This window comes from Ferriphaselus amnicola, assembly GCF_000974685.2.
GTDB lineage: Bacteria > Pseudomonadota > Gammaproteobacteria > Burkholderiales > Gallionellaceae > Ferriphaselus > Ferriphaselus amnicola.
In genome coordinates this window covers 1,010,493-1,030,700 of the sequence record NZ_AP018738.1, presented here as the reverse complement: position 1 = coordinate 1,030,700, position 20,208 = coordinate 1,010,493, and the positions used below count along the sequence as shown (strand labels likewise).

Sequence of the window (20,208 nt, the reverse complement as noted above, 5' to 3'; positions counted from 1 at the left end):
CAGCCGACGATCGAGGCGGCGACCTACCGCGGGGCTACATCTTTTTCCTGCTCAACGCCGTTTCCGGCACGATCGGCTCGACCCGCCAGATGCGCTCTGCATATTCAAGGATGGTGCGGTCGCTGGAAAATTTACCCATGCCGGCGACGTTGAGAATAGCACGCTTGGCCCATTCCGCCTGATCGCGATACAACTCGGTCACCCGATCTTGACAGTCCACGTAAGCCGCATAATCCGCTAGCAGCATGAAGTGATCACCGTGCCGAAGCAGCGCATCGACTACCGAGTGATAACGCGATGGCTCGTCAGGACAAAAGTAGCCGGAGGAGATCATATCCAGCACCTGCTTCAACGCCGCATTACCGTGGTAATAGCTGGCGGCATCGTATCCTCGCTGATGCAGCGCCTCTACCTCGCCCGTCGTCAGGCCGAAGAGGAAGAAGTTCTCAGCGCCGACCTCCTCGCGTATCTCAATGTTCGCACCATCCAGCGTGCCTATCGTCAGTGCGCCATTCAATGCCAGCTTCATGTTGCCAGTGCCCGAGGCTTCCGTCCCTGCGGTAGAAATCTGTTCGGACAAGTCCGCTGCTGGGACAATGATCTCAGCGTTGGACACATCGTAGTTGGGGATGAACACTAACTTCAACTTGCCATCGATCTGCTGATCATTGTTGACGGTCGCCGCCACGTCATTGATGAGCCGAATGATACGTTTGGCCATCGCGTAACCAGGCGCGGCCTTGCCCGCAATGATGATAGTGCGCGGCACGATGTCCTGCGCTCCCGCACGAATACGGTTGTACAGGGTGATGACGTGCAACACGTTAAGCAGTTGCCGCTTGTACTCGTGTAGGCGCTTGATCTGGATATCAAATAGCGAGCTCGGGTCAACGTCGATGCCCAGACGCTCCAGAATCAATTCAGCGAGACGCTCCTTGTTCGCCTGCTTGACGCTGCGAAACTGCGCCTGGAATTCCTCATCCCCAGCGAATTCGCGTAGCTTTGCCAGTTGCCTCAAGTCCGTCAACCAGTCTTGCCCGATCTTGCCTGAGATCAATGCCGCCAAACCGGGATTGGCCTGATTCAACCAACGCCGTTGCGTGATGCCGTTGGTCATATTGACGATCTTGCCCGAGGTGATGCGCTCGAAATCGGAAAAAATAGTGCGCTTCATCAACTCGGTATGCAGCACAGCCACGCCATTCACCGCATGACTACCGACAATCGCTAGGTGCGACATGCGCACCCGCCGCCCATGCTCCTCGTCGATCAGCGACAAGCGGCGCAAAAGGTCAACATCGCCGGGAAATTGGTGCATGACTTGTTGCAAGAAGCGGTGATTGATCTCGTAGATGATCTGCAAATGGCGCGGCAGCAGATGTTCGAACACGGACACCGGCCAAGTTTCCAGTGCTTCCGGCATCAGCGTGTGATTGGTGTAGGAGAAAATACGCGTGGTCATTCCCCATGCCTGATCCCACGGCAAGCGATGAATATCCACCAACAAGCGCATCATTTCAGCGACCGCGATGGACGGATGCGTATCGTTCAACTGCACTGCGGTCTTCTCCGCCAACTGCGACCAATCCGTATGGGTTTTCCTGTAGCGATGCAGCATGTCCTGCAAAGAGGCGCTGACGAAGAAATACTGCTGCTTCAGACGCAGCTCGCGCCCCACCGCAGTAGAGTCGTCGGGGTAAAGCACCTTGGACAGGCTTTCCGACTCATTTTTGTCTGCAACAGCCTGAATGTAGTTGCCCTGATTGAAATAGCGTAATTCGAAATCACGCGAAGATTTGGCCGACCACAGGCGCAGATTATTGACCGTGTTGCTGCCAAAACCGGGGATGGGCGTGTCGTAAGCCATGGCCATCACATCGTCGGTGCTCACCCAATGATGACGTACCACACCATCTTCATGCTTGTATTCCACCACGCGCCCGTGGAACTTCACTGGATACAGCACCTCAGGGCGAGGAAACTCCCACGGGTTGCCGTAGCGCAGCCAGTTGTCGGGATGCTCCACCTGCTCGCCGTTCTCGATGCTCTGCCGGAACATGCCGTACTCATAACGGATACCGTAACCGTAGCTGGGCAGATCAAGTGTCGCCATCGAATCCAAGAAACACGCGGCAAGACGCCCTAAGCCGCCGTTACCCAATGCTGCATCCGGTTCGATTCCCGCAACAGCCTCAAAATCCCGTCCCAAGTCATACAGCGCCGCCTTGCACGGCTCGTCTATTCCCAAGTTGAGCATGGCATTGCTCAAGGTCCGCCCCATCAGGAATTCCAGAGAAAGATAGTAGATGCGTTTTACATCCTGCTTATAGTAGCGCTGCATGGTTTCCATCCAGCGTTCGACCAGCCTATCTCTCACAGCGTAAGCCGTACTCTGAAACCAGTCACGGGTGGTGGCATTGATACATGATTTGCCGCTGGAGTAAATCATGTGATTGGTTAGCGAATCATGGATCGCCTGCTTGCTCATACCTGCACTTCGGTGATGCGGTGTCTTATTGCTTACCATGCCCTACCCCCAGATTCTTCGATGCCAACTGCTCAGGCGTTACCAATACCACGCGTCGGCAGTTTGATCTGGCGCGCGAATTCCAACATCTTTTCGATCGGCTGTTTGGCGCGCAGGCCGATGGCGGGATCAACATGAACCTCGTTGCGACCATTTTCCAGCACCTCAGCTAGGTTGCGCAGTCCGTTCATCGCCATCCACGGGCAATGGCTACAACTAGTGCAGTTCGCACCTGCCCCTGCGGTAGGCGCTTCAAGAAAGACTTTGTCGGGGCAAAGGGTGCGCATCTTATGCAGGATGCCATTGTCAGTAGCGACGATAAATTCCTGCGCAACCGATTTCTGCGCTGCCGAAATGAGCTGGGTTGTCGAGCCGACCACATCGGCCAACTTCACCACCGCACGTGGCGACTCGGGATGCACCAGCACCAGCGCGCCGGGATGCGCCGCCTTCATCTCGATCAGTTCCTTGGCCTTGTACTCGTCATGCACAATGCACGAGCCCTGCCACAGCAACATGTCTGCACCAGTCTGCTCCTGCACGTAGCTGCCGAGATGACGGTCGGGTGCCCAGAGGATTTTCCTGCCCTGCTCCATCAGATGACGCACCACCGGCAAGGCGATCGAGCTGGTCACCATCCAATCGGCGCGCGCCTTCACCGCCGCGCTAGTGTTGGCATAGACCACCACGGTGCGATCAGGGTGTCCGTCGCAGAACGCGGCGAATTCGTCCACCGGGCAGCCAAGATCGAGCGAGCATTCCGCTTCAAGGTCGGGCATCAGCACTCGCTTCTCGGGATTCAAAATCTTCGCAGTCTCGCCCATGAAACGCACGCCCGCCACCACAATGGTCTTGGCCGGATGCTGATGGCCGAAGTTCGCCATATCCAGTGAATCCGACACGATGCCGCCGGTCGCCTCGGCCAAGTCTTGCAAGTCTGGATGCACGTAATAATGTGCCACCAGCACAGCATCCTGCTCCTTGAGCAGACGCTTGATACGCGAAATCAGCTCGGCCTTTTCATCGGCGGCAGGCTCTTGCGGCGTGCGAGCCCACGCCTGCGCCGTGCTGCAACAAGTCTGCCCAGCATCGGGGTGGTCGTAAGCAATGGAAATCTTTTGTTCAGACATGGATGACTCGTTTTGGTAATTCAAGGATCGCCGCCCGATTGCTCGGCGAGAACACTTTAGCCGCCGCAGCTTCCCAAGGCAACCACTGGTAGCTGAGATGTTCACGCGGCGAGAGCGTCACCAGCAGTCTTTCCGGCACTTCCAGTCCGAACACATGCTCGGTGTTGTGCGTCGTACCGGGCGGGTAGCGGTGTACCCATTTGGCGTAGATGTCATAGACGTTCTGCTGCTGCCAGTCGGTAAGTGCGTAGCGAGTGGCGGCTATGCCAGTTTCTTCGCCCACCTCGCGGATCGCGGTTTCGCGAAGCGACTCCTCGCCGTCGCGACTGCCAGTGACTGACTGCCAAGCATCGGGATAATCGGCACGCTCCAGCAACAGCACCTCCAGTTGTGGGGTGTAGATGACGATGAGCGCAGAGATCGGCTGCTTGTAGGGCATCAGCTTTCGACTTTCACCCGAAACGACTTGCCCTGCGCCTGCCAGAACTGCTCGGTGTCACTGAAAATCTCGCGGCTAATCGCCCACTCAGCCTCACTCAACGCCGCCGAACCGCGCAGCACCAGTTCATAGGAAGATGCCTGACACCAGGACAAATCCTGCAACCCATCCGCCAGCGCATCCCAGTTATCTCCAAAGCTAGCGGGAACACCTACAGCATGGGCGATGGTAGCTATAAAGGCCGATTTATCCAGCCCGCTCACCTCCACGTCAAAACGAGCCGAGCCAGAACGGCCCCCTTCGAGATCCAAGGGAGGCTGAGAGGGATTTACCGTTGAACGCACCATCACCTTCCCTCATCAATCCGCTGAAATGTTTGGTAATGATCGCCGGTGTAATAACACTCAGGAACCACCCCACACACGATGCGCCGCGCGCCGCGACCATGCTCGCCCGGCGTCTTCACGGTGTATTCATGGTAATAGCCGCGTGGCTGCTTGGGCAGAAGATGCTCGTAGTTGCCGAACACCACCCCGTCACGGGGATAAGGAAACGGCCCACCTTGCTTGATGAGTTGCAGCGTGGCGCGGGCTTCAGTAGAGAGTGCAGAGACGGCGATGGAGGGCTTGGCAGCTTCAGTCGTGAAGAACTGCCAAGCCCCAGCTGGGAGTGCGAAGAGCAGCCCCAGCAGTAGTAGCGCGCGGAAACCGTGCGCCATCATACTTACTCCTTATTCACTTCCACTGTCGTCTGCACCTGTTGACGCAGGCGGATGTGAAGTTCGCGCAGCTGCTTCTCGTCCACGGCACTCGGCGCTTGAGTCAATAGACATTGGGCGCGTTGTGTCTTGGGGAAAGCGATCACGTCGCGGATGGATTCGGCGCCGGTCATCATGGTGACGATGCGATCCAAGCCGAAGGCCAAGCCGCCGTGTGGGGGCGCGCCGTATTGCAAGGCATCAAGCAGGAAGCCGAACTTGAGTTGCGCTTCTTCTGCATCGATGTTGAGCGCGCGGAACACTTGGCTCTGCACAGCTTCCTTGTGGATACGCACCGAGCCGCCGCCGATCTCCCAGCCGTTGAGCGCTAAGTCGTAAGCCTTGGCCAAGCAACGTCCCGGATCGGTTTCGAGGAACTCGATGTGCTCATCTTTAGGCGAGGTGAACGGATGGTGGCAGGCGCTCCAGCGCTTGGCTTCGTCGTCGTACTCGAACATCGGGAAGTCCACCACCCAGATCGGCTCCCACGCCTTGCCGTTGGTGAATCCCTTTTCGTGGCCGAGCTTGGTGCGCAGTGCGCCCAGCGCATCGTTCACCACCTTGGCCTTGTCCGCACCGAAGAAGATCAGATCGCCATTTTGCGCGCCAGTGCGCTGCATGATAGTGGCCAGTGCGGTCTCATGCAGATTTTTGACGATGGGCGATTGCAGGCCGTGTTCATTCAACTGAGTCACATCGTTGACCTTGATATAAGCCAAGCCCTTGGCGCCGTAAATGCCAACGAACTTGGTGTAGTCGTCGATCTCACCACGGGTCAGCGTCGCGCCACCGGGCACGCGCAGCGCGCCGATACGGCCATTTTCGGAATTCGCCACGCCAGCGAACACCTTGAACGCGACATCCTTCAACGCGTCGGTGACTTCGGTGATCTCTAGTGTCACGCGCATATCCGGCTTGTCCGAGCCGAAGCGCGCCATGGCTTCAGCATAGGTGATACGCGGGAATTTCTTGGGCAGGCTGACTTCTAGCACTTCCTTGAACACGGTGCGGATCATCTCTTCGGTCAACTCCATGATCTGCTCTTCGCTCATGAACGAAGTCTCGATATCGACCTGAGTGAATTCGGGCTGGCGGTCGGCGCGCAAATCTTCGTCTCGGAAGCACTTGGTCAATTGATAGTAACGATCAAAGCCCGCCACCATCAGCAACTGCTTAAATAATTGAGGTGATTGCGGCAACGCAAAGAACTCACCGGCATGGACGCGCGACGGTACGAGGTAGTCGCGTGCGCCTTCCGGCGTGGATTTGGTGAGCATCGGTGTCTCGATGTCGATGAAACCCTTGTCATCGAGGAAGCGGCGGAAAGCGCGCGCGGTCTCGTAGCGCAAACGCATGTTCTTCTGCATCTGTGGGCGACGCAGATCAATCACGCGATGGGTCAGGCGCACGTTTTCGGACAGGTTTTCGTCATCCAACTGGAACGGCGGCGTGACGGCGGTGTTCAGCACTTCGATCTCTTGGCAGATGATCTCGACTTCGCCGCTGGGCAGATTGGGATTCTCCGTACCTTCTGGACGACGGCGCACCTTGCCGGTGATGCGCAGCACAAACTCGCTACGCACCGCTTCAGCAGTGGCAAACATCTCAGCGCGATCCGGGTCGCACACAACTTGTGCCAGACCTTCACGGTCGCGCAGGTCGATGAAGATCACCCCGCCGTGGTCGCGGCGGCGATGCGCCCAGCCGCACAGAGTGATGATTTTGCCCAAATGGGCGGTGTTGATTTGTCCGCAGTAATGTGTACGCATAGTGCTATTCAGATGAGTAATTTCAGGAAATTTGGTTAGGGACAGCGGTTTCCGCAGCAGCGACCACGCCCATGGAAACGATAGACCGCAACGCCGCATCGACGCTCATATCCAGCTCGATGGTTTCGGCTTTAGGCACGAAGAAATAGAAGCCGTTGACTGGGCTAGGCGTCGTCGGGATGAACACGGCGACGTGTTCATCGTCCAGCAAACGTGAGACTTCGCCCGGCACATTGGTCTGAAATGCCAGCGACCACGCTTGTGGATGTGGGTAGCGCACCAACAAGACCTTGCGAAACGAAGTGCCGTTGCTCGACAAAAGGGTATCGCTGACTTGCTTCACGCCCTTGTAGATGCTGCTCACAAACGGGATGCGAGCGAGTGCGGTATCACCCCAATGCAGCAGCCGCTGCCCGAACACATTGCGCGCCAGCACGCCGGTGGTCAATACGACCGCAAACGTGAGGATCACGCCCAAGCCGGGAATATGCACGCCCAGCAGCACATCCGGCTGAAGTGCAGCCGGAATCACTAACAAGCTCTGGTCTAGCGTAGAGATAGTGAAGTTCAGCACCCACAGTGTGATCCCCAGCGGCACCCACACCAACAGGCCAGTGATAAGGTATTTTTTCACTAGGCGTTACCTGCCATCGGGCACGAACCAGCAGCGGCACATGGCGAGCATGTGGGCTGCGGAGTATTGTTCGCCGCATGATAGCCACTGCCCTTGAACTGAAGTCCCGTCGCGGAAAGCATCTTGTTAAACGTTTCTTGACCACATTCAGGACACGTGGTCAGCACGGCATCGCTCATCTTCTGCATCACGTCTTTCTGTGTACCGCAACTACTGCAACGATATTCATAAATAGGCATACAAGCCCCTATTGCTAATCTGGAAGGCGCGCATTATACCTTACGCCACTCCCCCATCGGCAAACCATCCAGCGACCAATCGCCGATGCGCCAGCGAATCAGGCGCAAGGTGGGGAAGCCGACCGCCGCTGTCATTCGTCGAACTTGGCGGTTGCGCCCTTCGCGGATAGTCAATTCCAGCCAACTTGTCGGGATCTCTTTACGGTAGCGCACTGGCGGGGTTCGCGGCCAAAGTTGACTAGGTTCTTCGATCAATTTCGCTTCAGCAGGCAGCGTCAAACCGTCTTTCAACATCACGCCACGCCGCAGCTTTTCCAGCGCCGCCTCATCAGGCACACCTTCTGCTTGTACGAGATAAGTCTTGGGCAGTTTATGCTGCGGATCGGTGATGCGATGTTGCAACTTACCGTCATCCGTGAGCAGCAACAGCCCTTCACTATCGGTATCCAAACGTCCAGCGGGATAAACGTCGGGAACGGCGATATAATCGGCCAACGTCGGATGCAGTCCGTCTCGACTGAATTGGCAGATCACGCCATACGGTTTGTTGAACAGCAGGATGCAACTCATTTCATTTCCTTATTTAGCAAGGCAACTCCGAGAACTCACATGGCGACCCAAAAAATCATCTATACCCTGACCGACGAAGCACCGGCACTGGCAACGTACTCTTTACTTCCCATTGTGCAAGCATTCACCAAAGCCGCTGGAGTTGCCGTTGAGACGCGCGACATTTCCTTGGCAGGACGCATACTTGCGAACTTTCCTGAACAACTCACCTCAACTCAGAAAGTCGCAGATCAACTGACTGAACTGGGTGAGCTGACGCTGAAACCAGAAGCTAACATCATCAAGTTACCGAATGTTAGCGCATCGGCTCCGCAATTGAAGGCCGCGATCAAGGAATTGCAAGCGCAGGGTTTCCAAGTGCCGGACTATCCAGAGACAGCACAAACTCCCGCTGAGCAAGAGATCAAAGCGCGTTACGGCAAGGTGCTGGGAAGTGCGGTGAATCCGGTGCTGCGCGAAGGCAATTCCGACCGCCGCGCGGCTGCCTCGGTAAAGCAATACGCACGCAAGAATCCGCACCGGATGGGTGCATGGGCGGCGGATTCCAAGACACACGTGGCGCACATGAGCGCGGCTGATTTCTACGGCAGCGAGAAATCGGTGACGGTAGCGGAGGCAGGCCCAGTGCGTATCGAGTTCGTCGGCGACGACGGCAGCGTCACCGTACTAAAGGAAAAGACCGACCTCAAAGCAGGCGAGATCATCGACGCTTGCGTGATGAACCGCCGCGCGCTGCGCGACTTCTACGAAACGCAGATGGCAGAAGCCAAGGCGCAGGGCGTGCTGCTGTCGCTGCACCTGAAGGCCACCATGATGAAGGTGTCCGACCCGATAATGTTCGGCCATGCGGTGACGGTGTATTACAAGGACGTGTTCGACAAGCACGCGGCCACCTTCAAGGCGCTGGGCGTGAACGTCAACAATGGTCTGGGCGATGTTTACGCCAAGATCGCCAGCCTGCCGGAAGCACAGCGCGCCGAGATCGAGGCCGACATTCAGGCCGTGTATCAGAGCCGCCCCGAGCTGGCGATGGTCAATTCCGACAAGGGCATCACCAACCTGCACGTGCCGTCCGACGTGATCGTGGATGCCTCCATGCCTGCAATGATCCGCGACTCCGGCAAGATGTGGGGTACCGACGGCAAACTGCACGACACGCTGGCGATGATCCCGGATCGTTGTTATGCGCGCATCTATCAGGTGGTGATCGACGATTGCAAGAAGCACGGCGCGTTCGATCCCAAGACCATGGGCAGCGTGCCGAACGTCGGCCTGATGGCGCAGCAAGCCGAAGAATACGGCTCGCACAACAAGACGTTCGAGATCGCCGCCGCAGGCAGCGTGCGCGTAGTCGATGCAGCGGGCAAGGTGTTGCTGGAGCAGAAGGTCGAACAAGGCGACATCTTCCGTTCCTGCCAGACCAAAGACGCACCGGTGCAAGATTGGGTGCGACTGGCAGTGGAGCGTGCGCGCCTGACCGGCACGCCCGCCCTCTTCTGGTTGGATGCGAACCGTGCACACGACGCTCAGGTCATCGCCAAGGTCGAGAAATACCTGAAAGATCACGACACCAGCGGCCTCGACATCCGCGTGATGACACCTGAAGCGGCCATCCAGCTCTCCATCGAGCGCATCCGCGCCGGACTGGACACCATCTCCGTCACCGGCAACGTGTTGCGCGACTACCTCACCGACCTGTTCCCCATCCTGGAGCTGGGCACCAGCGCCAAGATGCTGTCCATCGTACCGCTGATGAACGGCGGTGGCTTGTTCGAGACTGGCGCGGGCGGCTCTGCACCCAAGCATGTGCAGCAGTTCCAGCAAGAAGGCTACCTGCGCTGGGACTCGCTGGGCGAGTTCCTCGCGCTGGGCGTATCGCTGGAACATCTGGCGCACAAGTTCGGCAATGCCCGCGCGCAAGTGCTGGCCGACACACTGGATGCCGCCAACGCACGCATCCTCGACAACAACAAGTCGCCAGCACGTAAAGTCGGCGAGATCGACAATCGCGGTAGTCACTTCTATCTCGCCATGTATTGGGCGCAGGCATTGGCCGCGCAGAGTGCTGACAAAGAGATCCAAGCTCGTTTCGCACCGCTGGCTCAAGCGCTGACCGAGAACGAAGCCAAAATCACCGCCGAGTTGATCGCAGCGCAGGGCAAACCGGTCGAGATGGGCGGCTACTATCGCCCCGATTTCACCAAGACCTCACAAGCCATGCGCCCGAGTGCCACATTCAATGCAGCGTTGGAGGCCATTTAAGCTCAACTATTTTGAGGTTGATCCTGTGCATTTAGATAATGCAATTTTTAGCAAAATGTGATGAAGTAGCGACTGAGAAGATTAGTCGCATCGGACGCATGGTTTTTGTTACACAACGTAAGGAGATGGAAATGAACAAACTGATTCTGACAGGTATGGTTGCAAGTTTGATGATGGCTGGCGTTGCTCAGGCAGAAGACGGCGAAGCTCTGGCAAAGAAATCTGGCTGCACGATGTGCCACAGCGTGGACAAAAAGGTGATGGGCCCTGCATTCAAGGAAGTAGCCGCCAAATACGCTGGCAAGGCTGATGCACAAGCCAAGCTGGAAGCCAAGGTTCGCAGTGGCGGATCCGGCTCCTTCAGCGGCAAGATGCCGCCGACAGCCGCCAAAGTCAGCGATGCTGACATCAAGGCAATGGTGAGCTGGATCTTGGCACTCAAGTAAGCCACCCCGCCTCAAATTAACGGCGGAATCGGGCAACCGGTTCCGCCGTTTTCCTTTGCAGTACGGCGCACCTGATATAATCAGCGCACTGTTTTCACTCCATCCCCCATGAACATCCTTTACGAAGAAGACGGCGGCTTCAAGGTAGGCACGCTCTTCGCCGACAACACCACCTCGCTACAAGTCGAGAGCATCTCTGGCAAACGCAGCAAGATCAAGGCGACCAGCGTGATGTTGCGCTTCCCTACCCCGGCCTTGGACGAGTTCATGCCGCAAGCCGAGGCCACCGCCGCCGACATCGACACCGACTTTCTGTGGGAATGCTGCCCGCCGGACGAGTTCGGTTTCGAGGAACTGGCGACCGAGTATTTCGGCCACGCGCCGAATCCGCTGGAAGCGGCTGGTGCGCTGATCCGCCTGCATTCGGCGCCGATGTACTTTTACAAGAAAGGTAAAGGCCGCTACAAGGCCGCGCCGCCGGAAGCGCTGAAAGCCGCGCTGGCGGGAGCCGAGAAGAAGCGGCTGTTAGCTGAACAGCAAGCGCGCTACACCGAAGCATTAAGCCGCTTCGAGTTGCCAGAAGAACTAGCGGGCAAGCTGCAACTTTTGTTGTACAAACCGGATCGCAACACCATCGAGGTCAAGGCACTGGAAGCCGCATGCGCCGCTACCGGACTGTCCGCCGCCCATCTGCTGCACCGCTGCGGCGCGATTCCGTCCACGCAGGATTACCACCTGCAACGCTTTCTCACCGAACATTTCCCCAAGGGTACGGGTTTCCCGCCAGTGGAACTCGCCAGCTGGGACGAGCTGCCGCTGGCCACCGTCACCGCCTTCAGCATCGACGATGCCAGCACCACCGAGATCGACGATGCGTTCTCGCTGGAAAAACTGGATTCTGGCGACTGGCGCATCGGCGTGCATATCGCCGCCCCTGCGCTGGGCATGCCGCGCGGCTCGTCCGGCGACGAATTAGCGATGGCGCGACTTTCCACCGTCTATATGCCGGGCGGCAAGATCACCATGCTGCCGGACTCGGTGGTCGAAGTGTTCACGCTCAACGCTGACCGGGTCTGCCCCGCGTTGTCGATGTACCTCACCGTGCAAGCCGACACGCTGGAAGTCACCGCGACCGAGAGCCGCCTCGAACGCCTGCACATCGCCGCCAACCTGCGCCACGACACGCTTGAGCCGCTGTTCAACGAGGAATCGCTGGCCGCTGGCCGACTGGATTACGCCTACGCGCCCGAACTCACCCTGCTCTGGCAACTGGCGCAGAAACTGGAAGCGCGACGTGGCAAGTCGGCCGACAACAGCAACCAGCAAGTCGATTACACCTTCGACATCGTGGATGACCGCGTCATCATCGGCACCCGTCGGCGGGGCTCGCCCATCGACAAGGTGGTGTCCGAGCTGATGATCTTCGTCAACAGCGAATGGGGCAAAGAGCTGGCCGACAACAACTACACCGCCATCTACCGCACCCAGAACAACGGCAAGGTCAAGATGAGCAGCGTGCCCGCGCCGCACCAAGGCTTGGGCGTGGCTCAATACGCTTGGTCGAGTTCGCCGCTGCGCCGCTATGTGGACTTGCTCAACCAGCGCCAACTCATCGCCCTGCTGCGCGGCGAAGAGCCCGCTTACGTGCGCAACGACACGATGCTGTTCGCCGCCATGCGCGACTTCGATCAGATGTACGGCATCTACGCCGACTTCCAGCGCGACATGGAACGCTACTGGTGTTTGCGCTGGCTGCAGCAGGAGAACGTGCAACAGATCGAAGCGCAACTCATCCGTGAGAATCTGGTGCGCTTCGCCGGCATCCCATTGATCGGTCGCGTGCCCTCCCTACCGGAACTACCTGCCAACACCCGCGTCACGCTAGAGATCACCGCAGTCGATCTGCTCGACCTGAGTTTTGACGCGCGTTACGTCGCCACCGTGGAGGTCGCCGAGTAATGCGTTATCAACTCGTGCAAATGCTAAAGCTTCCGATTTCTATCGGTATTGCTTTTTCATTGCTATTGCACGGGTTTGCTTTATTCGGCGTCGGCCTAGTTCTGCCCGACCCGCGCAAAGCCCTCAACGCGCTGCAACCGCTGGAAGTCACCCTAGTCAACAGCCAATCCAAATCTCGCCCCGACAAGGCCGATGCTTTGGCGCAAGCCAATCTAGATGGCGGCGGCAACACCACCGCTGACCGTCAGGCCAAAAGTCCCTTACCCACGCTGACAGACGATCAACACTTCGTCGAAGAGCAAGCCACTCAGCGCCAACAACAACTGGAGCAAGAAAACAAAAAGCTGATGACACAGCTTAAGAGCCGCACCGCCGTTGATCGTGGGCATAACCCCAAACAGTCGCAAGTCGGCGATAGCAGCGGCGAGGATCTGATGCAACGCAGCCTAGAGATCGCCCGCCTAGAAGCGCAAATCAGCAAGGATTTCGAGGCTTACCAGAAGCTACCCCGCCGCAAGTTCATCGGCGCACGCACGCAAGAATTCCGCTTCGCCCAATACGTCGAAGACTGGCGCGCCAAAGTCGAACGCGTCGGCAATTTGAACTACCCCGAGCAAGCCCGCCGTCAACGCATCTTCGGCAGCCTGCAACTCACTGTCTCCATCCGCAGCGACGGCAGCGTGGAAAACATCGAAGTCAGCCGCTCCTCCGGCCAAGCCGTGCTGGATGACGCCGCCAAACGCATCGTCGCCATGGCCGCCCCCTACGCCGCCTTCCCCCCCGACATCCGCCGCGACACCGACATCCTCAGCATCACCCGCACCTGGACCTTCACCCAGAGCGACAAACTGGAAACCAAGAACTAGCACAGCGGAGTCCGCAGACAAACCGCCCAGACCTGAGAAACCACCTGGACATTCATCCGCGCTTTTTTAGGCCGCCTATATCGGATGGCCTATATCCAAAGTTATAGTAACAAGCTGGTTACATGGGATTTTTCAACAACTCATTGACAGACACACCCGATTTAGACGACATTGCCGACTCATTATTTTGTCGTCTAAATTACTACAAGGGCTTCCCCGTCATTGCAACTGACCGGTTGGTCTTTAGGTTTTTGTCTCTACTGTTCTCTTGATCACGTTTGCTGACTTTCGTTGCCGATGCGAGGTGGTGAAGGACTGCCAAACTACAACCGGTCATGTTGAGCCTATTGCTCGGACCCTGATGAAAGACGCGCGCGGGGGCCTCATTCGTTAGCCGGGTTTGTGTATCTCCCCTGTAAATTGATCAGGTTCACCCCGCGCGGGTCCAACCCGCTCACATCATCGACGTTCGTCCTGCCGTGATTCGTTTCCTCCCTTTGCTATAGTCGGTTTTTGCTGGCCGTTCAGGCTGCATCGGCGGTGAGCCGGAACGCTTCGCCGTAGGTCAGCACCGCCCAGCACAGTCGGGCATTCTTGGCGGCGATGGCAATGGTGGCGCGCCAGTAGCCACGTCGCTCGACGAGGGCTCTGGCCCAGCGACTGTGGCGATCTTGTTTGTCTCCGAGGCTGTTGAGCACGGCGCGCGCACCCAGCACCAGTAAACTTCGCAGGTAGCCGTCGCCGGCTTTGGTGATGCGTCCGAGCCTAGCTTTGCCGCCGCTGCTGTATTGGCCGGGAACCAGACCGAGCCAAGCCGCCAACTGGCGGCCATGCTTGAAGTCGTGGCCGTGACCGATGCTGGCGACAAGTGCAGTGGCGCTGGTCGGGCCGATGCCCGGCAGTTGCATCAGGCGGCGGCAGCGGTCGTCTGCGCGTGCCGATTCGGCCATGGCGCGGTCGTATTCGTGGATGCGTTCGTCCAGCCGGTCGGCGTGCTCAAGCATGTCGCCCACACAGCGGTTGGCCCAGCTTGGTAGGTCTTCCAGATGTGCACCGATCTCTCGCCGCAGGCGTTCGACCTTTTGCGGCAGGATGATGCCGAACTCGGCAATCAATCCGCGTATCCGGTTGTACAACGCGGTCCGTTCTTCGACGAACCCCTGCCGGGTGCGGTGCAGGGTAAGGGTGGCTTGCTGGTGTTCGTCCTTGATCGGCACAAATCGCATCTGTGGGCGGGTGACGGCTTCGCAGATGGCGGCAGCATCCGCCGCATCATTCTTGCCGCGCTTCCCGCTCATCCGGTACGGCGTGACGAACTTCGGCGCAATCAGCCGCACGGTGTGACCAAACTGCCGGAACTGCCGCGCCCAGTGATGCGCGCCCGTGCAGGCTTCCATGCCGATCACGCATGGCGGCAACTGGGCAATCAGTGGCAACAACTGATCTCGCGACACCTTCGGCTTGACCAACTCGGCTCGTCCAGCCTCATTAACGCCATGAACTGCAAAAACATTCTTGGCAAGATCGATCCCAATCGTGATAATGCTCATGACTTTCCCCTCCTGTTCGGTTTAGATGAAAACGTCCATTTCCATCTTGGCACTTTTGATGCCGTTCGCGGTAACTTCACCGCTCCTTCGGGACGGGGAAGTCCCTTTCATTCGTTAGGCCGCATACTTTGAACGCCGTCGCAAATCGCAGCTCAGCTTTGAATACATCTGCTGCACCTGTCACGCCCGCCAGATCCTAGGCCTCAGTTTCAATGCAATCCGTTTTGCTTTTCTCCTCAAGCGCTTCGGCGGCACCTTCGGTTCCCGAAAGGTACTTTGGGCGCTTCGGTCAACCATCGAAGCAAAGAAGGTTCAACGCCGGTGCGTTTCCAGCATCGCCCGCTTCATTGGCGCTGCCCTATGCCAGTTCGTCGTTGGCGCTTCGCGCCGGCGCGCTGCGCCGCGCAATCAGTCTGTCGGCGCGGCCCTTGTTGCTCCGCCGCACTTCTTGCTGTAGTGTGGGCCGCTCTTTCGTTCAGCCTTGGCGCAGTCTTTTGGCGCCATCGCACATTGCAGCACCGGCCGGAATTCGAATTCAAGTGCAACACTTGGTTCACGGGCTCTTCACCACGCTTCAATAAAAATTCAATGCAATGCGGCCTAACCATTCGCTCAACCGGACCCATTGCGGCGTGCGGCCAAAGGCCCGCCATTTCATTCTGGGCCTTTAGCCTCACGCCGCAACGGTCCGGTTAGCTCAAACGTTGGGCACCTAATGAGTCCGAGCCCTAGCCTGTTACTTGCCGCCCTACCCCTTTAGGAAAATCTATGCTCAAGATCATATTGGCCATATTCGTAGGTTGTTATGTCTTAGAAAGAATGATCCCTGGTTGGAAGCTGCCCCATGTGAAGACGTGGCCAGTCAGAGTCTTGCTTATCAATGCAGTTCAACTTGGCGTGGTGATTCTGGCGGGCTACACCTGGGAGATTTGGTTCTCTTCTTGGGCAGTCTTTAACTTGTCGAATTATGTTTCACCTGCTGTCGGCGGCTGCATCGCGTACTTTATCGCTACGTTTGTGTTTTATTGGTGGCATAGATGGCGTCATGAAGTTGACTTTCTGTGGGTCGGCTTTCATCAGATCCACCATAGTCCACAACGCCTTGAGGTTATCACTTCCTTCTATAAGCATCCTGGTGAGATGGTTGTTAACTCCATTCTTGGTAGTCTATTGGTATATACCTTACTTGGCCTGTCAATCGAAGCGGGGGCGATCTATACGTTCTGTACTGCCATTGGTGAGTTTTTCTATCACACCAATGTAAAGACTCCGCAATGGGTTGGCTACCTGTTCCAGCGCCCAGAAATGCATCGGATCCACCATCAATTCGATCGCCACAAAAACAATTACGGCGACATCGTGTGGTGGGACATGTTATTCGGAACCTACGAGAATCCTAAAGAATGGGTCCATACGTGTGGTTTCACTCCTGAGAAAGAGGAGTACCTACTCGACATGTTGGCTTATAAGGATGTGAATAAGAAGTCATGACAATATTTCCGAAGTGAGTTGGAGCCTGGGCTGGTTGATGAGATCCGGCGCGCAAGCAATGGTAATTTCGCACTAGGTAATGAACGTTTGGTTGCGCAGGGGGCAAAGGCGATCGGCAGGCGTGCCACGCCGGGCATGTCCGGGCGACCTCGCAAGGCGGCCGAGCCGGTGGCTGACGAACTTTTTACGGAGTGATGCCTGCGAATACCGTCGTCCGTCCCAGCTTTCCCAGGCTTTCTAAACTAGAATCGCACCCATGAACACCTTCACTAACACCCGCAAGCTACACGCCACACCTTCCGCCGTCTTTGCCGCCATGCAAGACCCTGCCCGTCTCGCCCGTTGGTGGGGACCGAGCGGATTCTCGAATCGCTTTGACGTGTTCGAGTTTCGAGCTGGTGGCCGGTGGTTGTTCGATATGATCGGCCCGGACGGCAAGGAGTATCCCAACGAATCTGTCTTCCTCAGCATCGAAGCTGACCGACAAGTCGTCATCCAGCACACCTGTCTGCCCCACTTCACCCTCACCATCACACTGGAACCTTCCGCCGAGGGTACCTTGGTGCATTGGGAACAGGTGTTTGCCGATGCCTCGTTCGCCAACGCGATGCGCCACATTCTGGAACCCGCCAACGAGCAGAACCTTGATCGCTTGAGCGCCGAAGTTTGTCTAGGCAACGTGCCCTCTGCCTAAACTTGTTTGCCCCAGATTCGTCTGGCAGGAATCCCACCGACTCCTATGCCACAGTGGGACAACCTCGCTCCTCAGCTCGTTTGTGAGCGCGCTCCTACACAAATCTTTACCTTCCCCACAAACGGCAGCAACGCGCGGCTCATAAAGTAGCACCCAGCCGCCACACACGGTGCGGTGTCAACCATCAAGGAGAACGACATGAGCGAACAAACCACCCATCAAGATTCCAATAACGAAAGCAAGAGCCGCTGCTGCGGTAGTCAGCGGGATGAGCGTCATTGCCATGGCGGGCATCGCGGTCGCTGTTTCGGCAAGATACTCGGTGTCATGCTGGTATTCGGCTTAGGTTTCTTTGCGGGCAAGTCGTATGCCTGCGAGCTGGGCATGGGGCATGGCGGACCGCAAGCGTTCATGTCCGGCAAGCCGCTGAATGTAGAGCTGGCGAGCAAGTTCGCGGACAAGCGCATGCAGCATCTGCTGGATGAGGTGAAGGCGAACGATGCGCAGAAAGCCAAGGCTTCCGGCATCGTGAAGGCTTCGTTGGAGAAAGGCGCACCACTGGCCGAGAAGCTACGCGACAATCATGTGCAGATGCGCAAACTGATGTCGGCGGCGAGCCTAGACAAAGTAGCTATCGAGGCGTTGCGTGCTGAGCAGATCAAGCTGACCGACGAGGCGAGCAAGCTGGCAACGCAGACCATGCAAGAGGTCGCCGAGGTGCTGACTCCGGAGCAACGCGCCAAGTTGGCTGAGAAGATGGAGTCGCGCCACGGCTGGATGCATCACGGTTAAACACGTCGTTCGCCCCGCATCCATGCCACTTGGTATGATGCGGGGCATCGTTTTTGGAGTCTCACATGAACCATCGCATCCTCATCATCGACGACGACGAACGCTTGTGCGCCATGTTGCAGCAGTATCTGGGCAATGCCGGTTACAGCGTGGCGGCGCGCCATGCTATCGCGCCCGGCCTGCTCGCGTTGAAGCAAGCGTCGTTCGACGCGCTGGTGCTGGATTTGATGTTGCCGGATGGCGACGGGCTGGATGCGTGCCGCCAGTTGCGCGTGTTCTCCTCCATTCCGGTGCTGATGTTGACCGCGCGTGGCGAGGCGATGGATCGCATTCTCGGCTTGGAGATGGGCGCGGATGATTATCTGCCCAAGCCGTTCGAGCCGCGCGAGTTGCTGGCTAGACTCAAGGCCATCTTGCGACGCGGTACGCCGAGCAACAGCGATGTGCTGCGCTTCGGCAGGCTGGAGATCGACCGTGGCGCGCGGCTGGTGCGGGTGGATGGCAAGCCCTGCGAGATGACTTCGTACCAGTTCGACCTGCTACTCGCGCTGGCCGAACGACCGGGCCGAGTGATGAGCCGCGAACAGTTGCTGGATGCAGTGAAGGGCGAGCCGCTGGAAGCCTTCGACCGCACCATCGACGTACACATCTCGCGCATACGCGCGGCCGTCGAAGACGATCCCAAGCATCCGCGCCGCATCCTCACCTTGCGTGGCGCAGGCTATGTGTTCGCCCGCAGTCAGGACGAACAGGAGCGCGGCGCATGAAAAAACTGTATTTCCAAATCTATCTCGGCGTGATCGGCAGCTTGGCGCTACTGGTAGTGTCGGCGGGCGCGTTCTTCCATTTTCAGGGCGAGAACTCGCCGCAGAACCAACTGTTCCAAACCATGCGCGATGTAATCGTGCTGGCGCTGCCCACACCGGATGCGCCCGATGCGCAGCAGCAGGCCGTGCTGGAAAAGCTGGCTCGCCCTTCGCTGCCGCGCATCTCCTTATATGCCGCCGACCATCGCTTGCTGGCGCACACTGGCGAAGCCTTGCCGCCACCCGCAGCCGACGCGCGCGATAACGACTGGCTGCGCCGCCCCGACCGCGATTCGGCTTGGGCGATGCATCTACCGGATGGCCGCTGGTTGCTGGCGCAGCCGCAGCACGACCGCCCGCACACCCCGCTGCCGCTGATCGTGACGTTGGCGCTGATCGGACTGGTGGTGGCACTAGTCGCCTATCCGATGACGCGCCGGATGACCAAACGGCTGGAGGGATTGAAACAGGCGGTGGAGTCACTGGGCGCGGGCGACTTCAACACCCGCGTCGAGACACGCGGCTGCGACGAAGTCAGCTCGCTGGCGAAGAGTTTCAACCTCGCCGCCGAGCGCATCGAATCGCTACTCGGCGCGCACAAACAACTGCTGGCCAACGCCTCGCACGAACTGCGCTCGCCGCTGACGCGCATCCGTCTGGCGCTGGAGATGCAGGCCGAGCACCCCGTGCCGGAACTGCAAGCCGAGATGCGCCAAAGCCTCGCCGAGCTGGATCAGCTCATCGAAGAGATCCTGCTCGCCAGCCGTCTGGACACGACGCGCGAACCGCTGCACGCCGACGAGATCGACCTCGCTGCCCTGCTGGCGGAAGAATGCGCGCGCAACGACGCGAGCTACGAAGCCGTGCCGCTCACGCTCAACGGTGACGAGCGCTTGTTGCGCCGCCTGCTGCGCAACCTGCTAGAGAACGCGCGACGACACGGAGGCGATACGGTGCAAGCGGAATTGGAGCGGAACGCGCAACGCGCCGTCATCCGCATCTGCGACAATGGCAAAGGCATCGCAGCCGAAGAGCGCGAACGCATCTTCGAACCGTTCTACCGCCCGGCGGGGAGCCGCGAAAAGGAAGGGAGTCATGGTCTTGGACTGGCGCTGGTACGCCAGATCGCAGAGCGGCACGGCGGCATAGTGCGCTGTCTGCCGCGAGACACAGGCGGCGCATGTTTCGAAGTCAGCTTGCCCTTGCCCCACTAGAGAGGTTCCGCAGAAAACACAGCGGCCCAGCGCAACCAGCACGCTGGGCCGCTGCTTAACAAC

19 protein-coding genes are annotated in these 20,208 nt (G+C 58.2%); 9 read left to right on the top strand and 10 right to left on the bottom strand.

The window, feature by feature from the left end; all coding sequences use genetic code 11:
* Positions 1-34: 34 nt before the first annotated feature.
* Genes OYT1_RS04915 through OYT1_RS04875 form a run of 9 tightly spaced genes read right to left on the bottom strand, consistent with a single transcriptional unit; the run spans position 35 to position 8,065 of the window.
* Complete coding sequence (locus OYT1_RS04915) at positions 35-2,527, bottom strand: glycogen/starch/alpha-glucan phosphorylase (RefSeq protein WP_062627420.1); 2,493 nt, start codon at positions 2,525-2,527, stop codon at positions 35-37.
* A 32-nt stretch (positions 2,528-2,559) separates the two neighbouring features.
* The gene (gene nadA / locus OYT1_RS04910; protein WP_062627421.1) at positions 2,560-3,657 is read right to left on the bottom strand and encodes a quinolinate synthase NadA; all 1,098 of its coding nucleotides are present in this window, start codon (positions 3,655-3,657) and stop codon (positions 2,560-2,562) included.
* Positions 3,650-4,096, bottom strand: coding sequence for a dihydroneopterin triphosphate diphosphatase (nudB, locus tag OYT1_RS04905; protein WP_062627422.1), 447 nt, complete (start codon positions 4,094-4,096; stop codon positions 3,650-3,652). The genes nadA and nudB overlap by 8 nt, the downstream gene beginning before the upstream one ends.
* On the bottom strand, positions 4,096-4,443 hold the full coding sequence (locus OYT1_RS04900) for a barstar family protein (protein WP_062627423.1): 348 nt from the start codon (positions 4,441-4,443) through the stop codon (positions 4,096-4,098). Before OYT1_RS04900 ends, nudB begins: the two co-directional genes overlap by 1 nt.
* Entirely contained in the window at positions 4,443-4,817 is a 375-nt protein-coding gene (locus OYT1_RS04895) for a ribonuclease domain-containing protein (protein ID WP_088178232.1), read from the bottom strand. Before OYT1_RS04895 ends, OYT1_RS04900 begins: the two co-directional genes overlap by 1 nt.
* A gap of 2 nt (positions 4,818-4,819) precedes the next feature.
* Positions 4,820-6,622 carry an aspartate--tRNA ligase gene (gene aspS / locus OYT1_RS04890; protein WP_062627424.1) on the bottom strand — a complete coding sequence of 601 codons (1,803 nt, stop codon included), beginning with the start codon at positions 6,620-6,622 and terminating at the stop codon, positions 4,820-4,822.
* A 22-nt stretch (positions 6,623-6,644) separates the two neighbouring features.
* Positions 6,645-7,256 carry a DUF502 domain-containing protein gene (locus OYT1_RS04885; RefSeq protein WP_062627425.1) on the bottom strand — a complete coding sequence of 204 codons (612 nt, stop codon included), beginning with the start codon at positions 7,254-7,256 and terminating at the stop codon, positions 6,645-6,647.
* On the bottom strand, positions 7,256-7,495 hold the full coding sequence (locus OYT1_RS04880) for an FmdB family zinc ribbon protein (protein WP_062627426.1): 240 nt from the start codon (positions 7,493-7,495) through the stop codon (positions 7,256-7,258). Before OYT1_RS04880 ends, OYT1_RS04885 begins: the two co-directional genes overlap by 1 nt.
* Before the next feature lie 33 nt (positions 7,496-7,528).
* Positions 7,529-8,065: an rRNA large subunit pseudouridine synthase E gene (locus tag OYT1_RS04875; RefSeq protein WP_062627427.1), complete on the bottom strand. Its 537-nt coding sequence runs from the start codon at positions 8,063-8,065 to the stop codon at positions 7,529-7,531.
* Between the two features lie 39 nt (positions 8,066-8,104).
* Here OYT1_RS04875 and OYT1_RS04870 point away from each other — a divergent pair, with 39 nt between their 5' ends.
* The 4 genes from OYT1_RS04870 (at position 8,105) to OYT1_RS04855 (ending at position 13,598) form a co-directional block, all read left to right on the top strand.
* On the top strand, positions 8,105-10,327 hold the full coding sequence (locus OYT1_RS04870) for an NADP-dependent isocitrate dehydrogenase (RefSeq protein WP_062627428.1): 2,223 nt from the start codon (positions 8,105-8,107) through the stop codon (positions 10,325-10,327).
* A gap of 131 nt (positions 10,328-10,458) precedes the next feature.
* Positions 10,459-10,773 (top strand): c-type cytochrome, encoded by a 315-nt coding sequence (locus OYT1_RS04865; RefSeq protein WP_062627429.1) that lies wholly within the window; start codon positions 10,459-10,461, stop codon positions 10,771-10,773.
* 108 nt (positions 10,774-10,881) lie between these two features.
* Complete coding sequence (locus OYT1_RS04860) at positions 10,882-12,732, top strand: ribonuclease catalytic domain-containing protein (protein WP_062627430.1); 1,851 nt, start codon at positions 10,882-10,884, stop codon at positions 12,730-12,732.
* Complete coding sequence (locus OYT1_RS04855) at positions 12,732-13,598, top strand: energy transducer TonB (protein ID WP_062627431.1); 867 nt, start codon at positions 12,732-12,734, stop codon at positions 13,596-13,598. The genes OYT1_RS04860 and OYT1_RS04855 overlap by 1 nt, the downstream gene beginning before the upstream one ends.
* Positions 13,599-14,122: 524 nt before the next feature.
* On the opposite strand, the gene OYT1_RS04850 is transcribed toward OYT1_RS04855, so the two are convergent.
* On the bottom strand, positions 14,123-15,148 hold the full coding sequence (locus OYT1_RS04850; RefSeq protein ID WP_062627780.1) for an IS110 family RNA-guided transposase: 1,026 nt from the start codon (positions 15,146-15,148) through the stop codon (positions 14,123-14,125).
* A gap of 768 nt (positions 15,149-15,916) precedes the next feature.
* Between OYT1_RS04850 and OYT1_RS04845 the strand changes: the two genes are divergently transcribed.
* From OYT1_RS04845 to OYT1_RS04825, 5 genes are all read left to right on the top strand, one after another.
* Complete coding sequence (locus tag OYT1_RS04845; protein WP_062627020.1) at positions 15,917-16,639, top strand: sterol desaturase family protein; 723 nt, start codon at positions 15,917-15,919, stop codon at positions 16,637-16,639.
* Positions 16,640-16,895: 256 nt separating this feature from the next.
* Positions 16,896-17,333, top strand: coding sequence for an SRPBCC domain-containing protein (locus tag OYT1_RS04840; protein ID WP_062627019.1), 438 nt, complete (start codon positions 16,896-16,898; stop codon positions 17,331-17,333).
* A 198-nt stretch (positions 17,334-17,531) separates the two neighbouring features.
* Entirely contained in the window at positions 17,532-18,125 is a 594-nt protein-coding gene (locus tag OYT1_RS04835; RefSeq protein ID WP_062627018.1) for a Spy/CpxP family protein refolding chaperone, read from the top strand.
* Positions 18,126-18,190: 65 nt separating this feature from the next.
* Positions 18,191-18,892 carry a response regulator gene (locus tag OYT1_RS04830; RefSeq protein ID WP_062627017.1) on the top strand — a complete coding sequence of 234 codons (702 nt, stop codon included), beginning with the start codon at positions 18,191-18,193 and terminating at the stop codon, positions 18,890-18,892.
* Entirely contained in the window at positions 18,889-20,145 is a 1,257-nt protein-coding gene (locus OYT1_RS04825; protein ID WP_062627016.1) for an ATP-binding protein, read from the top strand. Before OYT1_RS04830 ends, OYT1_RS04825 begins: the two co-directional genes overlap by 4 nt.
* Positions 20,146-20,208: the final 63 nt, after the last annotated feature.